General features: G+C 59.0%; 17 protein-coding genes. 12 read left to right on the top strand and 5 right to left on the bottom strand.

The window, feature by feature from the left end; translation table 11 throughout:
* The first annotated feature begins 73 nt into the window (after positions 1-73).
* Both JL015_RS00580 and JL015_RS00575 read left to right on the top strand, forming a co-directional pair.
* Positions 74-472 (top strand): MerR family transcriptional regulator, encoded by a 399-nt coding sequence (locus tag JL015_RS00580; RefSeq protein WP_201016984.1) that lies wholly within the window; start codon positions 74-76, stop codon positions 470-472.
* 32 nt (positions 473-504) lie between these two features.
* Positions 505-1,404: a hydroxymethylglutaryl-CoA lyase gene (locus tag JL015_RS00575; RefSeq protein ID WP_201016983.1), complete on the top strand. Its 900-nt coding sequence runs from the start codon at positions 505-507 to the stop codon at positions 1,402-1,404.
* Positions 1,405-1,719: 315 nt separating this feature from the next.
* On the opposite strand, the gene JL015_RS27935 is transcribed toward JL015_RS00575, so the two are convergent.
* Complete coding sequence (locus JL015_RS27935) at positions 1,720-1,929, bottom strand: hypothetical protein (protein WP_307726261.1); 210 nt, start codon at positions 1,927-1,929, stop codon at positions 1,720-1,722.
* Between the two features lie 182 nt (positions 1,930-2,111).
* On the opposite strand from JL015_RS27935, the gene JL015_RS00570 reads away from it, so the two are divergent.
* The 7 genes from JL015_RS00570 (at position 2,112) to JL015_RS00540 (ending at position 11,330) form a co-directional block, all read left to right on the top strand.
* Positions 2,112-3,275, top strand: coding sequence for an isovaleryl-CoA dehydrogenase (locus JL015_RS00570; protein ID WP_201016982.1), 1,164 nt, complete (start codon positions 2,112-2,114; stop codon positions 3,273-3,275).
* Between the two features lie 15 nt (positions 3,276-3,290).
* Positions 3,291-4,898 (top strand): carboxyl transferase domain-containing protein, encoded by a 1,608-nt coding sequence (locus JL015_RS00565; protein WP_201016981.1) that lies wholly within the window; start codon positions 3,291-3,293, stop codon positions 4,896-4,898.
* Positions 4,899-4,912: 14 nt separating this feature from the next.
* Positions 4,913-5,734, top strand: coding sequence for a gamma-carboxygeranoyl-CoA hydratase (locus JL015_RS00560; protein ID WP_201016980.1), 822 nt, complete (start codon positions 4,913-4,915; stop codon positions 5,732-5,734).
* The gene (locus JL015_RS00555; protein ID WP_201016979.1) at positions 5,731-7,695 is read left to right on the top strand and encodes an acetyl/propionyl/methylcrotonyl-CoA carboxylase subunit alpha; all 1,965 of its coding nucleotides are present in this window, start codon (positions 5,731-5,733) and stop codon (positions 7,693-7,695) included. Before JL015_RS00560 ends, JL015_RS00555 begins: the two co-directional genes overlap by 4 nt.
* A gap of 470 nt (positions 7,696-8,165) precedes the next feature.
* Positions 8,166-8,711 (top strand): DUF4880 domain-containing protein, encoded by a 546-nt coding sequence (locus tag JL015_RS00550; protein ID WP_201000418.1) that lies wholly within the window; start codon positions 8,166-8,168, stop codon positions 8,709-8,711.
* A gap of 78 nt (positions 8,712-8,789) precedes the next feature.
* Positions 8,790-9,926, top strand: a complete 1,137-nt coding sequence (locus tag JL015_RS00545) for a M14 family metallopeptidase (protein WP_201016978.1) — start codon at positions 8,790-8,792, stop codon at positions 9,924-9,926.
* Positions 9,927-10,025: 99 nt separating this feature from the next.
* A complete protein-coding gene (locus tag JL015_RS00540; RefSeq protein ID WP_201016977.1) occupies positions 10,026-11,330 on the top strand; it encodes a leucine-rich repeat-containing protein kinase family protein in 1,305 nt (434 codons plus the stop codon).
* Positions 11,331-11,349: 19 nt separating this feature from the next.
* Here JL015_RS00540 and JL015_RS00535 read toward each other — a convergent pair whose 3' ends face one another.
* Positions 11,350-12,054 carry a YebC/PmpR family DNA-binding transcriptional regulator gene (locus tag JL015_RS00535; protein WP_201000415.1) on the bottom strand — a complete coding sequence of 235 codons (705 nt, stop codon included), beginning with the start codon at positions 12,052-12,054 and terminating at the stop codon, positions 11,350-11,352.
* A gap of 344 nt (positions 12,055-12,398) precedes the next feature.
* Between JL015_RS00535 and JL015_RS00530 the strand changes: the two genes are divergently transcribed.
* Complete coding sequence (locus JL015_RS00530) at positions 12,399-14,327, top strand: type VI secretion system Vgr family protein (protein WP_236250119.1); 1,929 nt, start codon at positions 12,399-12,401, stop codon at positions 14,325-14,327.
* On the opposite strand, the gene JL015_RS00525 is transcribed toward JL015_RS00530, so the two are convergent.
* Positions 14,314-15,087 carry an enoyl-CoA hydratase gene (locus JL015_RS00525; RefSeq protein WP_201016975.1) on the bottom strand — a complete coding sequence of 258 codons (774 nt, stop codon included), beginning with the start codon at positions 15,085-15,087 and terminating at the stop codon, positions 14,314-14,316. The two genes, JL015_RS00530 and JL015_RS00525, sit on opposite strands and share 14 nt — an antisense overlap.
* Before the next feature lie 96 nt (positions 15,088-15,183).
* Positions 15,184-16,389, bottom strand: coding sequence for an acetyl-CoA C-acyltransferase (locus tag JL015_RS00520; RefSeq protein ID WP_201016974.1), 1,206 nt, complete (start codon positions 16,387-16,389; stop codon positions 15,184-15,186).
* A gap of 141 nt (positions 16,390-16,530) precedes the next feature.
* Between JL015_RS00520 and JL015_RS00515 the strand changes: the two genes are divergently transcribed.
* Positions 16,531-17,010: an LEA type 2 family protein gene (locus JL015_RS00515; protein WP_201016973.1), complete on the top strand. Its 480-nt coding sequence runs from the start codon at positions 16,531-16,533 to the stop codon at positions 17,008-17,010.
* Positions 17,011-17,013: 3 nt separating this feature from the next.
* On the opposite strand, the gene JL015_RS00510 is transcribed toward JL015_RS00515, so the two are convergent.
* Positions 17,014-17,940 (bottom strand): carbon-nitrogen hydrolase family protein, encoded by a 927-nt coding sequence (locus JL015_RS00510; protein ID WP_201016972.1) that lies wholly within the window; start codon positions 17,938-17,940, stop codon positions 17,014-17,016.
* An 83-nt stretch (positions 17,941-18,023) separates the two neighbouring features.
* Between JL015_RS00510 and JL015_RS00505 the strand changes: the two genes are divergently transcribed.
* Entirely contained in the window at positions 18,024-18,929 is a 906-nt protein-coding gene (locus JL015_RS00505) for a LysR family transcriptional regulator (protein ID WP_201000404.1), read from the top strand.
* Position 18,930 lies beyond the last annotated feature (1 nt).

The following is an 18,930-nucleotide window of genomic DNA, read 5'->3' as shown; positions in this document are numbered from 1 at the left end:
CAGCGGCACTGGCTTGACGTATACGTTAAGCCAGCCTTAGGTTACCCCAAAGGTTTCCCCGCCGAGCAAAGCCATGACCAGCCCGACCTACAGCATCTCCGACCTCGCCCGCGAACTGGACATCACCACCCGCGCCATTCGCTTTTACGAGGAGCAAGGCATGCTGAGCCCCGAAAGACGGGGCCTTGAACGCATCTACTCCGCCCGCGACAAAGTCACCCTCAAGCTGATCCTGCGTGGCAAGCGCATTGGTTTCTCCCTTGCCGAATGCAAGGAGTTGATCGAGTTGTATGACCCCCACGGCGGCAATCACAAGCAATTGCACACCATGCTAGGCAAGATCGAAGAGCGTCGCGGCCAGCTGGAGCAGCAACTTCTGGACATCCAGCAGATGCAGCTGGAGCTGGATACGGCAGAGGAACGCTGCCGCGCCGCATTGGATAAAACCCTTTCAGATCAATTATCTGAATGATAAACCTCGACAAAATATGAGGTCCAAGCGCCATGCATTTACCTCAACGTGTTCGCCTGGTGGAGGTAGGCCCCAGAGATGGCCTGCAAAACGAAGCACGCCCGGTCGGCCTCAATGACAAGGTGCAACTGATCGAAGACCTGGCAACGGCAGGACTGAAACATATCGAGACCGGCAGCTTCGTATCGCCCAGATGGGTGCCGCAGATGGCCGACTCCGCCGAAGTCTTTGCCCGTCTTCATCGCCTGCCCGATGTCACCTATTCAGCCCTGACACCCAACCTCAAAGGTTTCGAGGATGCACTGGCGGCCGGCGTTCGGGAGGTAGCGGTATTTGCCTCAGCCTCCGAAGCCTTTTCACAGCGCAATATCAATTGCTCCATCAGTGAAAGCCTGGAACGTTTTCTGCCAGTGATGGCCGCGGCCCACCTGCATGGCATTGCGGTGCGAGGCTATGTCTCGTGCGTGCTGGGCTGCCCTTATGAGGGCAAGGTTTCGCCCCGGCAGGTTTCGTCCGTGGCCAACGAACTGATCGCCATGGGCTGCTACGAAGTTTCTCTGGGCGACACCATCGGCACCGGCACGCCAGGCGCTACCCGGGAATTGTTCAACGCGGTCGCCGGGCAGATTCCCCGCGGCAAACTCGCCGGGCATTTCCATGACACCTATGGCCAGGCATTGGCCAATATCTACGCCAGCCTGCTGGAGGGAATCGGGGTATTCGACAGCTCGGTCGCCGGACTTGGCGGCTGCCCTTACGCCAAGGGCGCCAGCGGCAATGTCGCAACGGAGGATGTGCTGTATATGCTCGGCGGCCTGGGTATCGACACCGGTATCGATCTGGACCTGCTGATCACTGCTGGTCAGCGAATCTGTACGGTGCTGGAACGCCGAAACGGATCGAAAGTGGCCCTGGCCCGCCTGCACATCTGAGAAAGGTCATTGGTCGGCGAGACGGTGCGGCAACTTGTCACAGAGTGTTACCCTCACCACTGATCAGTTCAGTGAAAACGGGTAACACGGAAACATTCAGAGACTGACGGGCCAGCCCATCAGCCTCCGGAATCCCGCCAAAGCCCCGGTTTTAAAGGGCTTCATAAAAACTGGCACGGGTTCTGCTATATCTCTTGTACAACAAGAACAAGAAAACGCAGCAATCCAATAAAAACAATATGTATCGGCTCTGACATAACAAGAACAACACGGACAGAGGCGCAGCTAACAGATTTTTTTGGAGTGGATAGCTTTTCAGAGGCCCTTGTAACCAAGGGTGCTCGCAACCGGACAGAGAACAATAAAACTACCTTCAGGTAGCTCCAGTACTGGTTGGATCGACAAGATAAAAGCCACATCAGCGCTCAAAAAAATACGTTTGCTCTTGATCCCGAATGGGGATCGCTCAAAAAAGATGTGAAGGGCCAGGTCGCCAAAAACAATAAAAGGCCTCCCGAAAAACAAAAAAGAGCATGCAAAGAAACCTTGAAGGGGAGCCCAGGCTCCCCTTCGTGCTTTCCGATATTCAGCTTTACAGCCCTTCTCCTTCCTCTCGCGCCTCCGGCATTGACACTTTGGCAGTTACAGGTTTACGTTAACGTAAAGGTCATAGCCAATCCGCCAAAAATAAAACTGGAGCGCTATTCATGATCTACCCCAGCCTGAACTTCGCCCTGGGCGAAACCATCGACATGCTGCGCGACCAGCTTCAGTCCTTTGTCGCATCCGAACTCTCTCCTCGTGCCGCGCAGATCGACAGGGACAACCTGTTCCCGGCCGATATGTGGCGCAAGTTCGGGGAAATGGGCCTCCTGGGCATCACGGTCAGCGAGGAATATGGCGGCGCAGGTCTTGGCTACCTGGCCCATGTGGTCGCCATGGAAGAAATCAGCCGCGGGTCGGCCTCGGTCGCCCTCTCCTATGGCGCGCACTCGAACCTGTGTGTCAACCAGATCAATCGCAATGGCACCCCGGCGCAGAAAGCCCGCTATCTGCCCGCATTGATCAGTGGCGAACATGTCGGTGCCCTGGCCATGAGCGAGCCCAATGCCGGCTCCGACGTGGTTTCGATGAAGCTTCGGGCCGAGCGGCATAGCGACCGCTTCGTACTCAATGGCAGCAAGACCTGGATCACCAACGGCCCGGACGCCAACACCTATGTGATCTACGCCAAGACAGACCCGGAACAAGCTGCACATGGCATCAGTGCCTTTATCGTCGAGCGCGACTGGAAAGGTTTCACCCGCAGCAACAAGTTCGACAAGCTCGGCATGCGTGGCTCAAATACCTGCGAGCTGTTTTTCGATGATGTGGAAATCCCGGAAGAAAACCTGCTGGGGCCGCTCAATGGTGGCGTGAAAGTATTGATGAGCGGCCTGGATTACGAGCGCGTCGTGCTGTCTGGCGGCCCGACCGGGATCATGCAGGCCTGCATGGATGTGGTATTGCCCTATATCCACGACCGCAAGCAGTTCGGCCAGAGCATTGGCGAATTTCAGCTCATTCAGGGCAAGGTCGCTGACATGTACACCCAGCTCAATGCCAGCCGCGCCTATCTGTATGCGGTCGCCCAGGCCTGCGACCGAGGCGAGACCACCCGCAAGGATGCCGCCGGGATCATTCTCTACAGCGCCGAGCGGGCGACACAAATGGCGCTGGATACCATCCAGATTCTGGGCGGCAACGGTTACATCAATGAATTCCCGGCCGGTCGCCTGCTGCGCGACGCCAAGCTGTACGAGATCGGTGCGGGCACCAGTGAAATCCGGCGCATGCTGATTGGCCGCGAACTGTTCAACGAGACCCGCTGACTTCCGGAGTGTTTCATGACCATTCTGACCAGCCGAATCAATACGCGCTCCCCCGAATTCGCCAGCAACCATGCGGCCCTGCTGGAGCAGGTCAATGAGTTGCGCCGTCTGCTGGCCAAGGTTCATGAGGGTGGCGGCAGCAAGGCACAGGAACGCCACACTTCCCGAGGCAAACTGTTACCTCGCGAGCGCATCAACCGCTTGCTGGACCTTGGCTCGCCGTTTCTGGAAATCGGGCAACTGGCGGCCCATACCGTCTATGACGAAGAGGTGCCGGCTGCCGGAGTGATCGCAGGCATTGGCCGGGTTGAGGGCGTGGAATGCATGATTGTCGCCAATGACGCAACGGTCAAAGGCGGCTCGTACTACCCGTTAACCGTCAAAAAGCACCTGCGCGCCCAGGCCATCGCCCAGCAGAATCGCCTGCCCTGCATTTATCTGGTGGATTCGGGTGGTGCCAACCTGCCTCGTCAGGATGAAGTGTTTCCGGATCGCGAACACTTCGGGCGGATCTTTTTCAATCAGGCCAACATGAGTGCCATGGGCATCCCGCAGATTGCCGTGGTCATGGGTTCCTGCACGGCTGGCGGTGCCTATGTGCCCGCCATGGCCGACGAAGCGATCATGGTGCGTCAACAGGCCACGATCTTCCTGGCCGGGCCGCCACTGGTAAAGGCTGCCACCGGCGAAGTGGTGAGTGCTGAAGACCTGGGCGGCGCGGATGTGCATTGCCGGACCTCCGGGGTGGCCGATCACTATGCCGAGAATGATGAACACGCCCTTGAACTGGCCCGCCGCAGTGTCGCCAACCTCAACTGGCGCAAGCAGGGCCAACTGAACATCACCACGCCCATTGCGCCCTTGTATGCCAGCGACGAGTTGTATGGCGTGATTCCGGTCGAAGCCAAGCAGCCCTTCGATGTACGCGAAGTCATTGCGCGGCTGGTGGACGGCTCGGTACTGGATGAATTCAAGGCCTTGTTCGGTACCACGCTGGTCTGCGGCTTTGCCCGGCTGCATGGCTATCCTGTCGCGATCCTCGCCAATAACGGCATCCTGTTCGCCGAAGCCGCGCAGAAAGGCGCGCACTTTATCGAGCTGGCCTGTCAGCGCGGCATCCCGCTGCTGTTCCTGCAAAACATCACCGGTTTCATGGTCGGCCAGAAATACGAAAGCGGCGGCATTGCCAAGCACGGCGCCAAACTGGTGACCGCTGTAGCCTGCGCCAGAGTACCCAAGTTCACGGTGATCATCGGCGGCAGCTTCGGGGCCGGGAACTATGGCATGTGCGGTCGCGCCTATGACCCGCGCTTCCTGTGGATGTGGCCCAACGCCCGGATCGGTGTAATGGGCGGCGAACAGGCTGCAGGCGTGCTGGTGCAGGTCAAGCGTGAACAGGCCGAACGCAGCGGCCAGACCTTCAGCGAACAGCAACAGACCGAACTGAAACAGCCGATCCTCGATCAGTACGAGCATCAGGGGCACCCTTACTACTCCAGCGCCCGCCTCTGGGACGACGGCGTCATCGACCCGGCCCAGACCCGCGACATTCTGGCCCTGGCGCTTTCGGCCTCGCTCAACGCGCCCATCGAACCCACTACTTTCGGCCTGTTTCGCATGTAACCAGGGGATAGACCATGACGCCCTTCACCACCGTGACCCTGATCGACGACCCACGCGGCTTTGCCACTCTCTGGCTCAATCGCCCGGAAAAGCACAACGCCTTCAATGCGCAGATGATTCGCGAACTGATCCTGGCCCTGGATGAGGTGCAGGCCAATGCCAGCCTGCGTTTCCTGCTGATTCGCGGCCATGGCAAACATTTCAGCGCGGGTGCCGATCTGAGCTGGATGCAACAGGCAGCGGATCTGGACTACAACACCAATCTGGACGATGCCCGGGAACTGGCCGAACTGATGTACAACCTGGCCAAACTGAAAATCCCCACGCTGGCCGTGGTCCAGGGCGCGGCATTTGGCGGCGCACTGGGCCTGATCAGTTGCTGCGATCTGGCGATTGGCGCGCAAGAGGCGCAGTTCTGCCTGTCAGAAGTACGGATCGGCCTGGCTCCTGCGGTCATCAGTCCGTTCGTGGTCAAGGCCATCGGCGAGCGTGCAGCGCGGCGTTACGCCCTTACCGCCGAGCGTTTCGATGGCTTGCGCGCACGAGAGATCGGCCTGCTTGCCGAGTGTTACCCGCTAGCGGAACTGGAGGGCGAAACCCAGCGCTGGATCAACAATCTGCTGCTCAACAGCCCCCACGCCATGCGCGCCAGCAAAGATTTGCTGCGCGAAGTCGGCAGCGGCGAACTGACGCCATCCCTGCGCCGTTACTGCGAAAGCGCCATTGCCAGGATTCGCACCAGTGCCGAAGGCCAGGAAGGTCTGCGGGCCTTTCTGGAAAAGCGCCAACCCTATTGGCAGACACCTGCAGACAAACAGAAGGACTCGCAATCATGAATGCCCCGGCCAAGCCTGTTCTGACCACGCTGCTGGTTGCCAACCGGGGCGAAATCACCTGCCGCATCATGCGCACCGCCAAACAATTGGGGCTGACCACTGTCGCAGTCCACAGCGCCATCGACCGGGAAGCACGTCATAGCTGTGAAGCGGACATTCGGGTGGACCTTGGCGGGAGCAAGGCAGCAGAAAGCTACCTGCAAATCGAAAAACTGATCGCCGCCGCCCGATCCAGCGATGCCCAGGCAATTCATCCGGGTTATGGCTTTCTGTCCGAAAGCGCCGAATTTGCCCGCGCCGTTGAAAACGCCGGGCTGATCTTCATTGGCCCACCCGCTTCAGCCATCGAGGCCATGGGCAGCAAGTCCGCCGCCAAATCCTTGATGGAAGCTGCCGGCGTCCCGCTGGTGCCCGGCTATCATGGTGCCGCCCAGGATCTGGACACCTTCCGCGCTGCTGCCGAGCGGATCGGCTATCCCGTGCTGCTCAAGGCCACCGCAGGGGGCGGCGGCAAGGGCATGAAAGTTGTCGAGAAAGCCAGTGAGCTGGCCGAGGCACTGGCTTCGGCGCAACGTGAAGCTCAATCCTCGTTTGGCGACTCGCGGATGCTGGTGGAAAAGTACCTGCTCAGGCCGCGTCATATCGAGATTCAGGTTTTTGCCGACCAGCATGGCCATTGTCTCTATCTCAACGAACGCGACTGCTCGATACAGCGTCGCCACCAGAAAGTCGTCGAAGAAGCACCGGCTCCCGGTCTGAGCCCGCAATTGCGTCAGACCATGGGTGAAGCCGCCGTTCGGGCAGCCCAAGCCATTGACTATGTGGGCGCAGGCACCGTGGAGTTTCTGCTGGACTCACGGGGCGAGTTCTTCTTCATGGAGATGAACACCCGCTTGCAGGTCGAACATCCGGTCACCGAGTTCATCACCGGGCTTGACCTGGTGCAGTGGCAGATCCGCGTCGCTCGTGGCGAAACACTGCCACTCACCCAGGAACAAGTCCCGCTGAACGGGCACGCCATCGAAGTGCGCCTGTATGCTGAAGATCCGGAAAACGATTTTCTGCCCGCGACCGGCACCCTCAACCTTTATCGTGAACCTCTTCCCCGCCACGGCCAGCGTATCGACAGCGGCGTGAGCGAAGGCGATAGCATCTCGCCGTTCTATGACCCCATGCTGGGCAAACTGATTGCCTGGGGCGAGAACCGGGAAGAAGCACGCCTGCGCCTGCTGACCATGCTCGATGAGTTTGCGGTGGGCGGCGTGAAAACCAACCTGACCTTTTTGCAACGCATCATTGGCCATCCGGCCTTTGCCGCCACCGAGCTTGATACCGGCTTTATCCCGCGCTATCAGGAACAATTGCTGCCGGCAGTCGATGAGCTGGCCGACGAGTTCTGGCAGGCCGCTGCCGAAGCCTTCATCCAGAGTGAGCCTTCACGGATTTGTGCGGCTGAGCCTTGCTCGCCATGGTCTGCAACCACGGGCTTGCGACTTGGGCTGCCCAGGCAGATCGACCTGCATTTGCAGTGCAGAGCCCGGACCAAGGTTGTCCAGCTACGCCATAGCAGCGAAACGCTGATGACATGGGCCGCAGACCGGTTGATCGTCGAGTGCAACGGTGTCCGTCATCAGCATCTGGCAATCCGCCAGGGCGATACGCTTTACCTCAAATGGCAAGGCGAAGTACACGCCATCAGGCGCATGGACCCCATCGCCGCCGTCAACGCCAGCCACACCCAGCAAGGCGGCTTTACCGCCCCCATGAACGGCAGCATCGTGCGGATACTGGTCGAGGAAGGCCAAACGGTTGAGGCAGGCGAACAGCTGGTGGTACTTGAGGCAATGAAAATGGAACACAGCATCCGTGCGGCGCAGGCAGGAGTCATTAGCGCCCTGCACTGCCGTGAAGGAGAAATGGTCGGTGAAGGAGCGTTGCTGGTGGAAATGCAGGATTCGTAGGGACGCGCTTGCCCACAAGGCTATCGCTCGGATCGGAAACCGGAATAACGGAAGGATTATTTATTTCAATGGATGCAGGAAAAACATTTGACTTGCAAATGATAATGATTATTATTGCATCAGCTGGTCGCGAGACTGGCGGATAACCCAGGAGTCTTAGGTCGACTCCCGGATTATCTCCTCATCAGGCTAATCACGGTTTTTGACCCGGCTTTTTGCCGGGTCTTTTTTTGGTTTTTTTTCGCTGCTTCAGGCTAATGAAGTCTTTATGTATCTGAATGGCGCGGATCATAGCAAAACAATATCGAACGGGGTCATAAATTTTAGCTCCAACTTTCATTAAAAATAGTAATTGTTGTCACTTTTCACTTGAGAATGATTCTCGTATTCACTAATCTGACCACCAGTCACGGATGACACCCCTCACCTCACAAGGATGATTTCCATGGAAGATCAGCGAGCGATACATCATGAGTAGCCAGCTCTCGCCTCTATTGCATCTGCCCACACGGCAGCCCGATGTTCCCGTAGCCCCGCATGCCGCCGAGCTGAGCCGCAGCCTGGGCAAGCTCTCGCGCCGCCGCCAACGGATATTCCTGCTCAGCCGTCTTGATGGCATTTCCTACGCCGAGATCGCCGCTTTTCTGGAAATCGATCTGGAAAAGGTCGAGCGCGCCATGTTCCGGGTGCTGCAACATGCTCACAAACATGACGACAGCCCGGCAGACTTCCCCGGCGACCTGGCTCAGGAACAGGCCAACCGCTGGTATGTTCACCTGCAAAGCCCGGCCACCACTGCCAGCCAGCGCATCGAGTTCCGCCACTGGCTGGATGCCGATCCGGCACACCTTGCGGCCTTCCAGACCAGCGAACGCCTGTGGCGTCGCCTGCAAGCACCCGCCGCCCTGCTCGGCAGTTCAGGCTGGCATCGCCGCAAACGCCGCGCGTATCTGGGATGGTGTCTGTTCACCGCATTCGTATGCGGCCTGGTGATGACGGCCGAAGCGTTTTCCTGAGCCGCCGATAGCATTCAACTCGTCATAGAAGCTATCGAACGGTGTAAAGTACGGGCCTTACGCACACAGGAATACACCGTGGCCCTCACCATCCGTGCCGACTTCGACAGCGGCAATATTCAAGTCATCGATGCCAGCAATCCGGCCCGGATCGAACTGGCAATTGCGCCTGACACCCAAAGCGCCCATTTCCAGTGGTTCCACTTCAAGGTCGAGGGCCTGAATGTCGGCCAGCCACACGGCTTCAGCCTGACCAACGCCAGCGGGTCCACCTTCAATCGTGCCTGGAGCGGCTATAACGCCGTGGCCTCCTACGATCACAAGACCTGGTTTCGCGTCCCTTCCAGCTTCGATGGCAAGGCTCTGAACTTCAGTATTTCGCCCACCGCGCCGCAAATCTGGTTTGCCTATTTCGGGCCCTATAGCCGCGAGCGCCATGACTGGCTGATCGAGCAGGCGCTGGAAAAGGCAGGCGCCCGCCTGCTGGCGACCGGCAAAAGTGTCGAAGGCCGGGACATTCAACTTCTGCGCCATGGCAATGGCGATGAAGGCAAGCGCAAGGTATGGATGATTGCCCAGCAACATCCTGGCGAACACATGGCCGAGTGGTTCATGGAGGGCCTGATCGGGCGCCTGCAAGAACAGGACGATCCGGTCATCAAGCAACTGCTGGACAGCGCGGATCTGTATCTGGTGCCAAACGTGAACCCGGACGGCGCATTTCATGGCCACTTGCGCACCAACGCGCAGGGCAACGATCTGAACCGCGCCTGGCAGAACAGCACCGCAGAAAAAAGTCCGGAAGTCTTTTTCATCCGCCAGCAGATGGAAAAATATGGCGTGGACATGTTCATCGATGTCCATGGCGATGAAGAAATTCCTTACGTCTTCACTGCCGCCTGCGAAGGCAATCCGGGCTACACCCCACAACAACAGCAACTGGAAGAACATTTCCGTCGCCGCCTCAGTGAAATCACCGTCGACTTCCAGACACGATATGGCTATCCCCGCAGCGCACCCGGCCAGGCCAATATGACTCTGGCCTGCAACAGCGTTGGCGAACGCTTCAAATGCTTGTCCCTGACCCTGGAGATGCCGTTCAAGGATAACGACAACGCCCCGGATGCCAATACAGGCTGGTCAGGCAAGCGTTCCGGCCAGTTGGCCAGGGATGTGCTGACCGTGACCGCAGAAATTGCGCCGACCTTGCGCTGACCACACAACTCGGTAGGAGCGAACTCATTCGCGAAAATGTGCACTTCATGCCGCTTTCGCGAATGAATTCGCTCCTACGCATGTGACTGAAAATTACCTATGCATACCCTTGAAGACCTACGTTCCGGCAAGCTGGCGGGCATCACACGACTCGATCTGTCCTGTGGCCTCACCGAGTTTCCACCGGAAATATTCGATCTGGCCGACTCGCTGCAAGTGCTCAATCTCAGCGGCAATGCCCTTGATCGCCTGCCCGATGACCTGAGCCGGCTCAAGCACCTGCAAGTACTGTTCGCATCCGACAACCCGTTCACCGAGTTGCCGGAGTGCATTGGTCAGTGCCAGCAGTTGCGCATCATCGGTTTCAAGGCCAACCGGATCGGCCATGTTCCGGCCAAGGCACTGCCGCCGCGCCTGCGCTGGCTGATTCTCACTGACAACCGGATTCCGTCGCTCCCGGAGGAACTGGGGCAGCGGCCTGAGCTGCAAAAACTGATGCTGGCGGGTAATCAACTGCGCAGCCTGCCTGCCAGCCTTGCCAATTGCCACCAACTGGAACTGATCCGCATTGCCGCCAACCAGCTTGTGGAACTGCCAGACTGGTTGCTTCGCCTGCCCGCTCTTGCCTGGCTGGCTTACGCAGGCAATCCGCTGTGCCCTGCACGCGAAGAGCAATCCATCCGACAGATTCCATGGCCACAACTGAGCATTCAGCAACGTCTGGGTGAAGGAGCCTCCGGAGTTATCCAGCAAGGTGCGTGGCAGAACGAAAATGGCAACGAGCCGGTGGCCATCAAGCTCTACAAGGGCGATGTCACCAGTGACGGATCGCCGCACAATGAAATGGCGGCCTGTATCGCTGCGGGCAGTCACCCGAATCTGATCGAGGTCCTGGGCCAGGTTACCGGGCACCCGGACGAACAACTGGGTCTGGTGATGCAACTGATTGCGCCCGACTTCGCCAATCTCGCGGGGCCGCCCAGCCTGGAGTCCTGCACACGGGACATCTACCCGCCCCAGACTCGCTTCTCGCCCGCCACGCTGCTGCATCTGGCGGGCTCAATCGCCTCGGTCACAGCGCATCTGCATGCCTGCGGGATTACACATGGCGATCTTTACGCCCACAACATTCTGCTGCGCAGCAATGGCGACAGCTTGCTGGGGGATTTTGGCGCAGCCTCATTCCACCCCTCCTTCGAGCAGGGCGTGGCGCTGGAGCGCATAGAAACACGGGCTTTCGGGATCTTGCTGGGAGAATTGCTGGAGCGTTGCGATACAAGGCCGCAGGACGGGCCGCTCATGGAGCGGTTGCAGGCGCTGCAAGAGCGATGCATGCACGCCGAAGTCGGGAAACGACCGGCACTGCAAGAGGTGTGTCAGCAGTTGCAAGCGTGGGCTGTCTGAAACAGCCCACGCAGCCTGATCAGCCTGCCAGACCTACATAAACGTTCTGCACGTCGTCATGGCTGTCGATCGCTTCAAGGAAGGCTTCGACTTCAGCCATCTGCTCGTCGCTCAAACCGTCGACGGTGCTTTTCGGGCGATAGCCCAGTTGCGCCGATTGCACGGTAAAACCGAACTCGGGCAGTTTCTTGCACACGGCATCCATGTCGGTGGGCTCGGTCAGGAACAGGGTGGCGCCCTCTTCACCGGCTTCACAATCCTGAGCGCCCGCTTCGATGGCGGCTTCATCGGGATCGGCATCCGGCGAAACCGGTACGGCTTCGATCATGCCCTGATAGAGGAAATCCCAGGAAACCGAACCGGCAGCGCCCAGTTGCCCCTTGCGGAACAGCACGCGGATTTCCGAAACGGTGCGGTTGATGTTATCGGTCAGGCACTCGACGATGACCGGAACCCGGTGCGGGGCAAAGCCTTCGTAAGTCAGGCGCTCGAAGTTGACGCTTTCGCCAAGCAGGCCCGCGCCTTTCTTGATGGCACGCTCCAGGGTTTCACGAGGCATGGAGGCCTTTTTCGCCTGCTCGACCACCAGTCGCAGACGCGAGTTCATATCCGGATCGGCACCTGCGCGCGCAGCGATCATGATTTCCTTGGACAGCTTGCCAAAAACACGCCCCTTGGCGTTGGCTGCCGCTTCTTTATGCTTGACCTTCCACTGTGCGCCCATGTTTGCTCTCTTGATCCGATTGCGCCTTGCCGCCTGGCTTGCCAGGCAAGCAGGCCGCAGGAATGGCAAAGCGCTGAAAAATGGTTACCGATAATGACGCGCCTGAGACGCCGGGCGCATTTTATACGCGATGGCGCCATATGAAACCCCTGAATATGCGTCATTGATCGAACGACAGCTCTGCGTGGCTCTGAATTCCGTACTGGCAATTACCAGGATCACGCCTTGGCTTGTAGTCCTTTTCTGAAAAAACCAGCAACGATGCCCTTGAGGCTTTGCATTTCGTACCCTTCGCAGCCTGAATTTCATGGTGAGAGAGCCAGCGAATGTGCGAAGACCCGCAAATGCCCATATTTCTGGCGATTGCCGACTGCCAGATGGATCTGCATGTCATCAGCTTTACCGGCCTGGACGCCTTGAACGAAGTGTATCGTTTCGACATAGACCTGATCTGCAGCGACCCGCACCTGGATTTCGCCAGCCTCTTGAAACGTGACGCCTTCCTGAGTTTCGGACCGCAGCAAGAAGGCGTACATGGCCAGATATTCCACGCCAGCCAGCCATATGCTGGCACTTGCCTGAGTCATTACCGGGTCAGCCTGATGCCACGCTTGCAGATGCTTGCTCAACGCCAGCAGCGGCGCGCCTATCAGGACCTCAGCGCTCTCCAGTTGATTGCCCGGCTCCTTGAGCAGCATGGCATTGAAGAAGATGCCTGGCGTTTTGAAACCATCGGCCTGTATCCGGCCCGTCCCTTGTGCGTGCAATACGATGAAAGCGATCTGCACCTGCTGCAACGCTTGTGCGAAGAAGAAGGTATTCACTTTCGCTTCGAGCACAGTATTACAGGCCATCGGCTGGTGTTCTCCGACGATCCGGCCCGCTTTCCAGAGCAACCACAGCCGATGCGGTTCAGGGCGCATGATGAGCAGGCCTCTGCAAGGCCTGCCATTACTCATCTGACCGAATGCCTGTCGATCTTCCCCGGTTACAGCAGCCACAGCGCACACCGGGATGGAGCGATTGCGCTTGCTGCATCGCAACACATCGAAATCGAGAAGAGCCACGGTATCAACCAGCCCTTCGAGGAGTCCATCGCCTCTCGCCCCATGGACCATGACGAAGCCTTTCAGCGGCAGCGCAGCGCCCGCAGGCTGGAGCGCCTGCGTTGCGAACGACGGCACATCACGGGATGCAGCGATCAACCTGCATTGTGCAGCGGTCAGGTCATGCAAGTGCTCGATCATCCCGAGCCGACGCTCAATGATCACTGGCTGTTGACCGAGGTCGAGCATACGGGCATGCAGCGTCATCTCATGGAGGGCTACGATCCCCACGATATCGCCGCCATCGTCAACACCTCGATGTCCTCCTGCGCAAATACGCTCGATGACGGGTATCGCAATAGTTTCCGCGTCATACCCTGGGCCATGCCCTTTCGCCCGCCACTCAAACGCGCCCGCCCGATGGTCAGCGGTTATCACACGGCAACCCTGATGGAGGCTGGCGAAATCGATGAGCAAGGTCGTCTGCCCATCCGCTTCGACTGGCAGACGATTGCACAGCCCTCGCCCAATACCCGCCGCTGGCCCATGGCACGCATTGCCCGGATCGACGAGTCAGGTTTCGACAAGGTACAAGCCGGAGCCAGGGTATTGATCCGCCATCTGCACAATGACCCGGACCAACCCGTGATCTGTAGCCTGCTACCGGGCAACGAGGTCAATGCCCAGCCACGCATCCAGCTCGACGGCACACCCCTGGCCCCTGATGCAGGGAGCATTTGCCTGGGTAGCGGGCAACACTTGCACATCGATACCCGAGAGGACCTGATCCTGCATGGCGCACAAGGCGCATTGCAGATAGCCCCGCAAGGCATTTCCATCATCGGCCCGCGAACCATGAAAGCCTCGCCGCCCGAACAACAGGACAGTTGCGTAGTGACACTCACCGACCTGCGCCTGACACAAAAGCCGGGCCTGCAGGGCGCGCCGCTGGCAAATTGCACCTGGTACATCGTGCGCATGCCCAAACCCGGCCTGGAACATCTGGCCCATATCGAACCCGAGGACTTTCTGTTTGAAGGCAAGACCAATGAATGGGGCTATCTCGGGCTGAGCCAGGAACAGTTACAGCAACTGGCGGCGCACTACAGGAAAACGCCCGGCAGCCTGTGCCTGATACACCCCGGCCAATGCATCAGGCTGCAGGATTACGTCCAGCAGAACTGGACCGAAGAGCAACGCAAGGCGTTTGTACTCAGCGGCCCTTGAAGCTGGCCGCACGCTTTTCGATGAAAGCCTGCATGCCTTCTTTCTGGTCTTCGCTGGCAAAGACGGCATGAAAGATCCGGCGCTCAAAACGGACGCCTTCTGTCAGGCTGACCTCAAACGCACGGTTGACGCTTTCCTTGACCATCATCGCCACCGGCAGGGATTTATCGGCAATCACGGCAGCCACCGCCAATGCTTCGTCGAGCAGTTTCTCGGTTGGCAGAATCCTTGCGACAAGGCCTGCGCTCTCGGCCTCGCGGGCATCCATCAAACGACCGGTCAGGCACATTTCCATGGCCTTGGCCTTGCCCACTGCACGAGTCAGGCGCTGAGTGCCTCCCATACCGGGCAGCACGCCCAGATTGATTTCAGGCTGACCGAATCTGGCGTTTTCAGCCGCCAGAATGAAGTCGCACATCAGGGCAAGCTCACACCCGCCACCCAGCGCAAAACCCGCCACGGCAGCAATGATCGGCTTGCGCCGCGACGCAATCCGGTCGCTTTGCGCGAAAAGATCATCGAGATAGATCTGCGGATAGGTCAGTTCGGCCATTTCCTTGATATCAGCACCGGCAGCAAAAGCCTTGCTGGAGCCGGTAAGCACGATGCAGCCGATATCCGGACTGCGTTCAAACTCGTCCAGAACGTCATTCAGCTCATCGATCAGTTGAGCATTCAAGGCATTGAGCGCCTGCGGGCGATTCAAGGTAATCAAACCGACCCGGCCTTTGATCTCTCTTAGAATTGTCTCGTAACTCATTGTTATTCCTCCGTAGGAGCCAATTCATTCGCGAAAGGACCGACAGAAACTGGTCGTTTGAAATACCTTCGCGAATGAACTCGTTCCTACCTCGTATTACATCAATTCAACCGCCACAGCAGTCGCCTCGCCACCGCCGATACAGATTGCAGCCACACCGCGCTTGAGCTGTTTGCGGCGCAATGCCGCCAGCAAGGTGACGATGATCCGCGCACCCGACGCCCCCACCGGATGCCCCAATGCACAGGCACCGCCACTGATATTGACCTTCTCGTGATGCAGTTCGAGACGACTCATGGCCACCAGCGGCACCACTGCAAAGGCCTCATTGATCTCGAACAGGTCCACATCATCCACCGACCAGCCGGTCTTGGCCAACAAGCGGGTAATCGCCCCTATCGGTGCAGTAGGAAACAGGCCGGGAACGTCGGCAAAGGCGGCATGGGCATGAATCTTCGCCAACGGGGTCAGGCCACGACTCCTGGCTTCGGATTGACGCATCAGCAACAGGGCTGCGGCCCCGTCGGAGATGGAACTGGAATTGGCGGCAGTGACCGTTCCGTTTTCACGAAATGCCGGCTTCAAGGTGGGAATCTTTTCCAGACGCGCCTTGGGCGGCTGCTCGTCGTGACGAATCCATTTCTGCTCCTTGCCCACCGTCACTTGCAGAGGAACGATTTCTGCATCGAAGTAGCCTTCGGCGATAGCCTCCTGAGCGCGAGTCAGAGAGGCCATGGCAAAGGCATCCTGCGCCTCACGACTGAAACCGTTCAACTGGGCGCACTCCTCGGCATAGGTGCCCATCAACCGACCAGGTTCATAAGCATCCTCAAGGCCGTCGAAAAACATGTGGTCCAGCACCCGCCCATGCCCCATCCGGTAGCCACTGCGCGCACGATCCAGCAAGTAAGGTGCGTTGGACATGCTTTCCATGCCGCCAGCGATGGCCACGCTGACACTGCCGGCGAGCAGCAGGTCGTGAGCCAGAATGGCAGTCTGCATGCCGGAGCCGCACATCTTGTTGACCGTTGTGCATAAAGCCGAAGTGCTCAAGCCCGCACCCAGAGCCGCCTGACGTGCGGGAGCCTGGCCAAGCCCGGCCGGCAGCACACAGCCGAACAGCACTTCTTCGATATCCTGCGGATCAATACCCGCCCGCTCGACAGCAGCACGAATGGCCGCCGAACCCAGTTGCGGTGCGGTAAGGCTTTTCAAATCCCCCTGAAAGCCGCCCATGGGCGTACGTGCGGCGCTGACAATGACGACGGGGTCTTGGGCAGAGGTGGTCTTCTCGATGGACATGGCTGATTTCCAGAGTACTGTTGTTATTGGAATAGCAGAAATCATCGACTTTTGTAGATTCCGAGGCAAAGGTCGCAGCAGGCGAATCTCTTGCAGAGCCTGCGGTCTGAGCCAGTATCGCCATTTTTGGGGAGTCCCCGGATGCCATCACGCACACTGCGCAGCCTGCTCGCCAGCCTGTTGATTCTGACCTTGAGCGGCTGTGCGCTGTTTGCCGGTCGCGACCCGGTCAATATCAATGTGGTCGGCATCGAACCCTTGCCCGGTCAGGGTCTGGAGATGCGCATGGCAGTCAAGTTGCGCCTACAGAACCCCAATGAAACCGCCATCGACTACAACGGTGTGGCACTGGACCTGGAAGTGAATGGCAAGCTGCTGGCCTCCGGTGTCAGTGACCAGCAAGGCAGTATCGGACGGTTCTCTGAAACCGTGCTGGTGGTACCGGTGAGCATCTCGGCCTTCTCAGCGCTGCGCCAGGCCGTTGGCCTGACGCAAAGCCAACGCCTGGACAACCTGCCCTACACCTTGAGCGGCAAGCTGGCGGGCGGTGTATTTGGCACCGTGCGTTTCAGGGACAGCGGCACCCTGAGCCTGCCGCAGCCCGCCGCTGGCGACTGGTAACACTCAGCCTGTGATAAAACGCACGCCGGGCTTCGGGCGCTCATCCACGACCAGCTCAAAAACATCAGGCCGCGCATAGTGCCCCACCACATCGAAGTCATAACGGGCCTTGACCAGTTCATCGACATCGATTTCAGCCACCAGCAGCCCGGTTTCACCCACCAGCGGCCCCGCCAGCACATCCCCCATCGGCCCGACAATCACGCTACCGCCATTGATCAGCGGGCGATCGGCTGGCCAGTTGGCAACATCGATCCCCAGCGCTTGTGGCGATGGCTGCACCTGGCAGGCACTGATGACGAACATCCGGCCTTCATGGGCGATGTGACGCATCGAGCATTGCCATATCTCCCGCTCATCCACGGTAGGCGCACACCAGATATCCACGCCCTTGGCATACATGGCGGTACGCAGCAGCGGCATATGGTTTTCCCAGCAAATAGCCGTCCCCAGGCGACCGGCACGGCTCGGTACCACTGGCAGGGTCGAGCCATCACCCTTGCTCCAGATAAGCCGCTCGGTCCCGGTCGGCATCAGCTTGCGATGCGTGGCGACCAGACCGCCTTCGGGCTCGAAAAGCAGTGCAGTGCAATACAGACTGCTGCCGGAGCGCTCGATCACACCCAATACCAGACTCGCTCCCGTACGCGCCGACATCTGCGCAAGTGCCCGGGTTTCATCGCCGGGCACATCGATGGCGTTCTCGAAATAGCGCGCAAATGCTTCACGCCCTTGCGGCAGGCGGTAACCCAGTTGAGTGCCGAAGGTTTCCCCCTTGGGATAACCGCCCAGAAGCGCCTCGGGCATGACCACGACACGGGCGCCGGATTCGATGATGGCCTGCTCGTAGGAAAGGATCAGTTCCAGGGTGTCTGACTTGCCACCCGGCAATGCGCCTATCTGTAGTGCGGCAACGATGGACTTGAACATGGCGAGACTCCTCTGGCTATTGATGTTGCCAATTCTCGGCTGGCCGCCCAACATTGATAAACCCCATCTCAATGCTTAATGATATGAACAGCATGAATATCAGCACCATCGATCTCAATCTGCTCAAGGTCTTCGAAGCCCTGCACGATGAGTCCAGCGCCAGTCGGGCAGCACTGCGCCTGGGCGTGACGCAATCGGCCATCAGCGCGGCCTTGCGCCGTCTGCGGGAGCTATATGGCGATCAGTTGTTCGTCCGCACCGGGCGAGGCCTGGCGCCGACCTTGCGGGCAGATCAGCTCAAACCGGTGGTCACCGACGCCCTGAACAAATGCCGGCAGAGCCTTGCCATGGTTGCGCCGGTGCCCGGCCACTACGAAGGACGTTCCGTGGTGACAGGCCTGTCGGATGACTTTGAAATGGCATTGGGCAAACGCCTGATGGCTGCAATCCGGATTCGCGCGCCCGGGCTGCGCCTGATTTTCCGTCAGACCCACAGCCAGATCGTCGCAGCCGCCCTGCTGGACCGCACTATCGATCTGGCGATTGCCTCTGGCGGGTTTGCCAACCGCTTGCTGACCCGGCGAGTATTGGGTGAAGGCGATTATTCGTGTCTGGTGGACCCGGCCAGCCTGAGGCCCGGCCAGACGACCCTGAGCGTCGAGGAGTTCATCGAGCGCGAACAGATTCTGATTTCATCCGGCGGGCTGATCGGCATGGTTGATGAACGGCTGGCCAGCATGGGCCTTGACCGCCGAGTGTGTGCGTCGACCACGCATTTTGCGGCATTGCCTTATCTGCTCAAGGGCACACAGGCACTGTCCACCATTCCCACTCACGCAGCACAGGCAATTGCGCAACTGACCGACCTTGCCTTGTTGCCTTGCCCGCTGACGATGCCGCGCTATCCGATAGAGCTTGGCTGGCGTACCGGCACCCTGCCCGATCCGGCTGTCGATGCCGTACGCGAGGCAATCATCGAGCTGTTCTGAA

Origin of the sequence: Pseudomonas cichorii (genome assembly GCF_015471405.1) — a bacterium.
Taxonomy (GTDB): Bacteria; Pseudomonadota; Gammaproteobacteria; order Pseudomonadales; family Pseudomonadaceae; genus Aquipseudomonas; species Aquipseudomonas serbiensis.
The sequence above is the reverse complement of the archived record's forward strand: the minus strand, read 5'-3'. Positions and strand labels throughout refer to the sequence as shown.

Coding starts and splice junctions, on each gene's coding strand:
- JL015_RS00580 (WP_201016984.1), top strand. CDS start 74: ATGACCAGCCCGACCTACAGCATCTCCGACCTCGCCCGCGAACTGGAC.
- JL015_RS00575 (WP_201016983.1), top strand. CDS start 505: ATGCATTTACCTCAACGTGTTCGCCTGGTGGAGGTAGGCCCCAGAGAT.
- JL015_RS00570 (WP_201016982.1), top strand. CDS start 2,112: ATGATCTACCCCAGCCTGAACTTCGCCCTGGGCGAAACCATCGACATG.
- JL015_RS00565 (WP_201016981.1), top strand. CDS start 3,291: ATGACCATTCTGACCAGCCGAATCAATACGCGCTCCCCCGAATTCGCC.
- JL015_RS00560 (WP_201016980.1), top strand. CDS start 4,913: ATGACGCCCTTCACCACCGTGACCCTGATCGACGACCCACGCGGCTTT.
- JL015_RS00555 (WP_201016979.1), top strand. CDS start 5,731: ATGAATGCCCCGGCCAAGCCTGTTCTGACCACGCTGCTGGTTGCCAAC.
- JL015_RS00550 (WP_201000418.1), top strand. CDS start 8,166: ATGAGTAGCCAGCTCTCGCCTCTATTGCATCTGCCCACACGGCAGCCC.
- JL015_RS00540 (WP_201016977.1), top strand. CDS start 10,026: ATGCATACCCTTGAAGACCTACGTTCCGGCAAGCTGGCGGGCATCACA.
- JL015_RS00535 (WP_201000415.1), bottom strand. CDS start 12,054: ATGGGCGCACAGTGGAAGGTCAAGCATAAAGAAGCGGCAGCCAACGCC.
- JL015_RS00530 (WP_236250119.1), top strand. CDS start 12,399: ATGCCCATATTTCTGGCGATTGCCGACTGCCAGATGGATCTGCATGTC.
- JL015_RS00525 (WP_201016975.1), bottom strand. CDS start 15,087: ATGAGTTACGAGACAATTCTAAGAGAGATCAAAGGCCGGGTCGGTTTG.
- JL015_RS00520 (WP_201016974.1), bottom strand. CDS start 16,389: ATGTCCATCGAGAAGACCACCTCTGCCCAAGACCCCGTCGTCATTGTC.
- JL015_RS00515 (WP_201016973.1), top strand. CDS start 16,531: ATGCCATCACGCACACTGCGCAGCCTGCTCGCCAGCCTGTTGATTCTG.
- JL015_RS00510 (WP_201016972.1), bottom strand. CDS start 17,940: ATGTTCAAGTCCATCGTTGCCGCACTACAGATAGGCGCATTGCCGGGT.
- JL015_RS00505 (WP_201000404.1), top strand. CDS start 18,024: ATGAACAGCATGAATATCAGCACCATCGATCTCAATCTGCTCAAGGTC.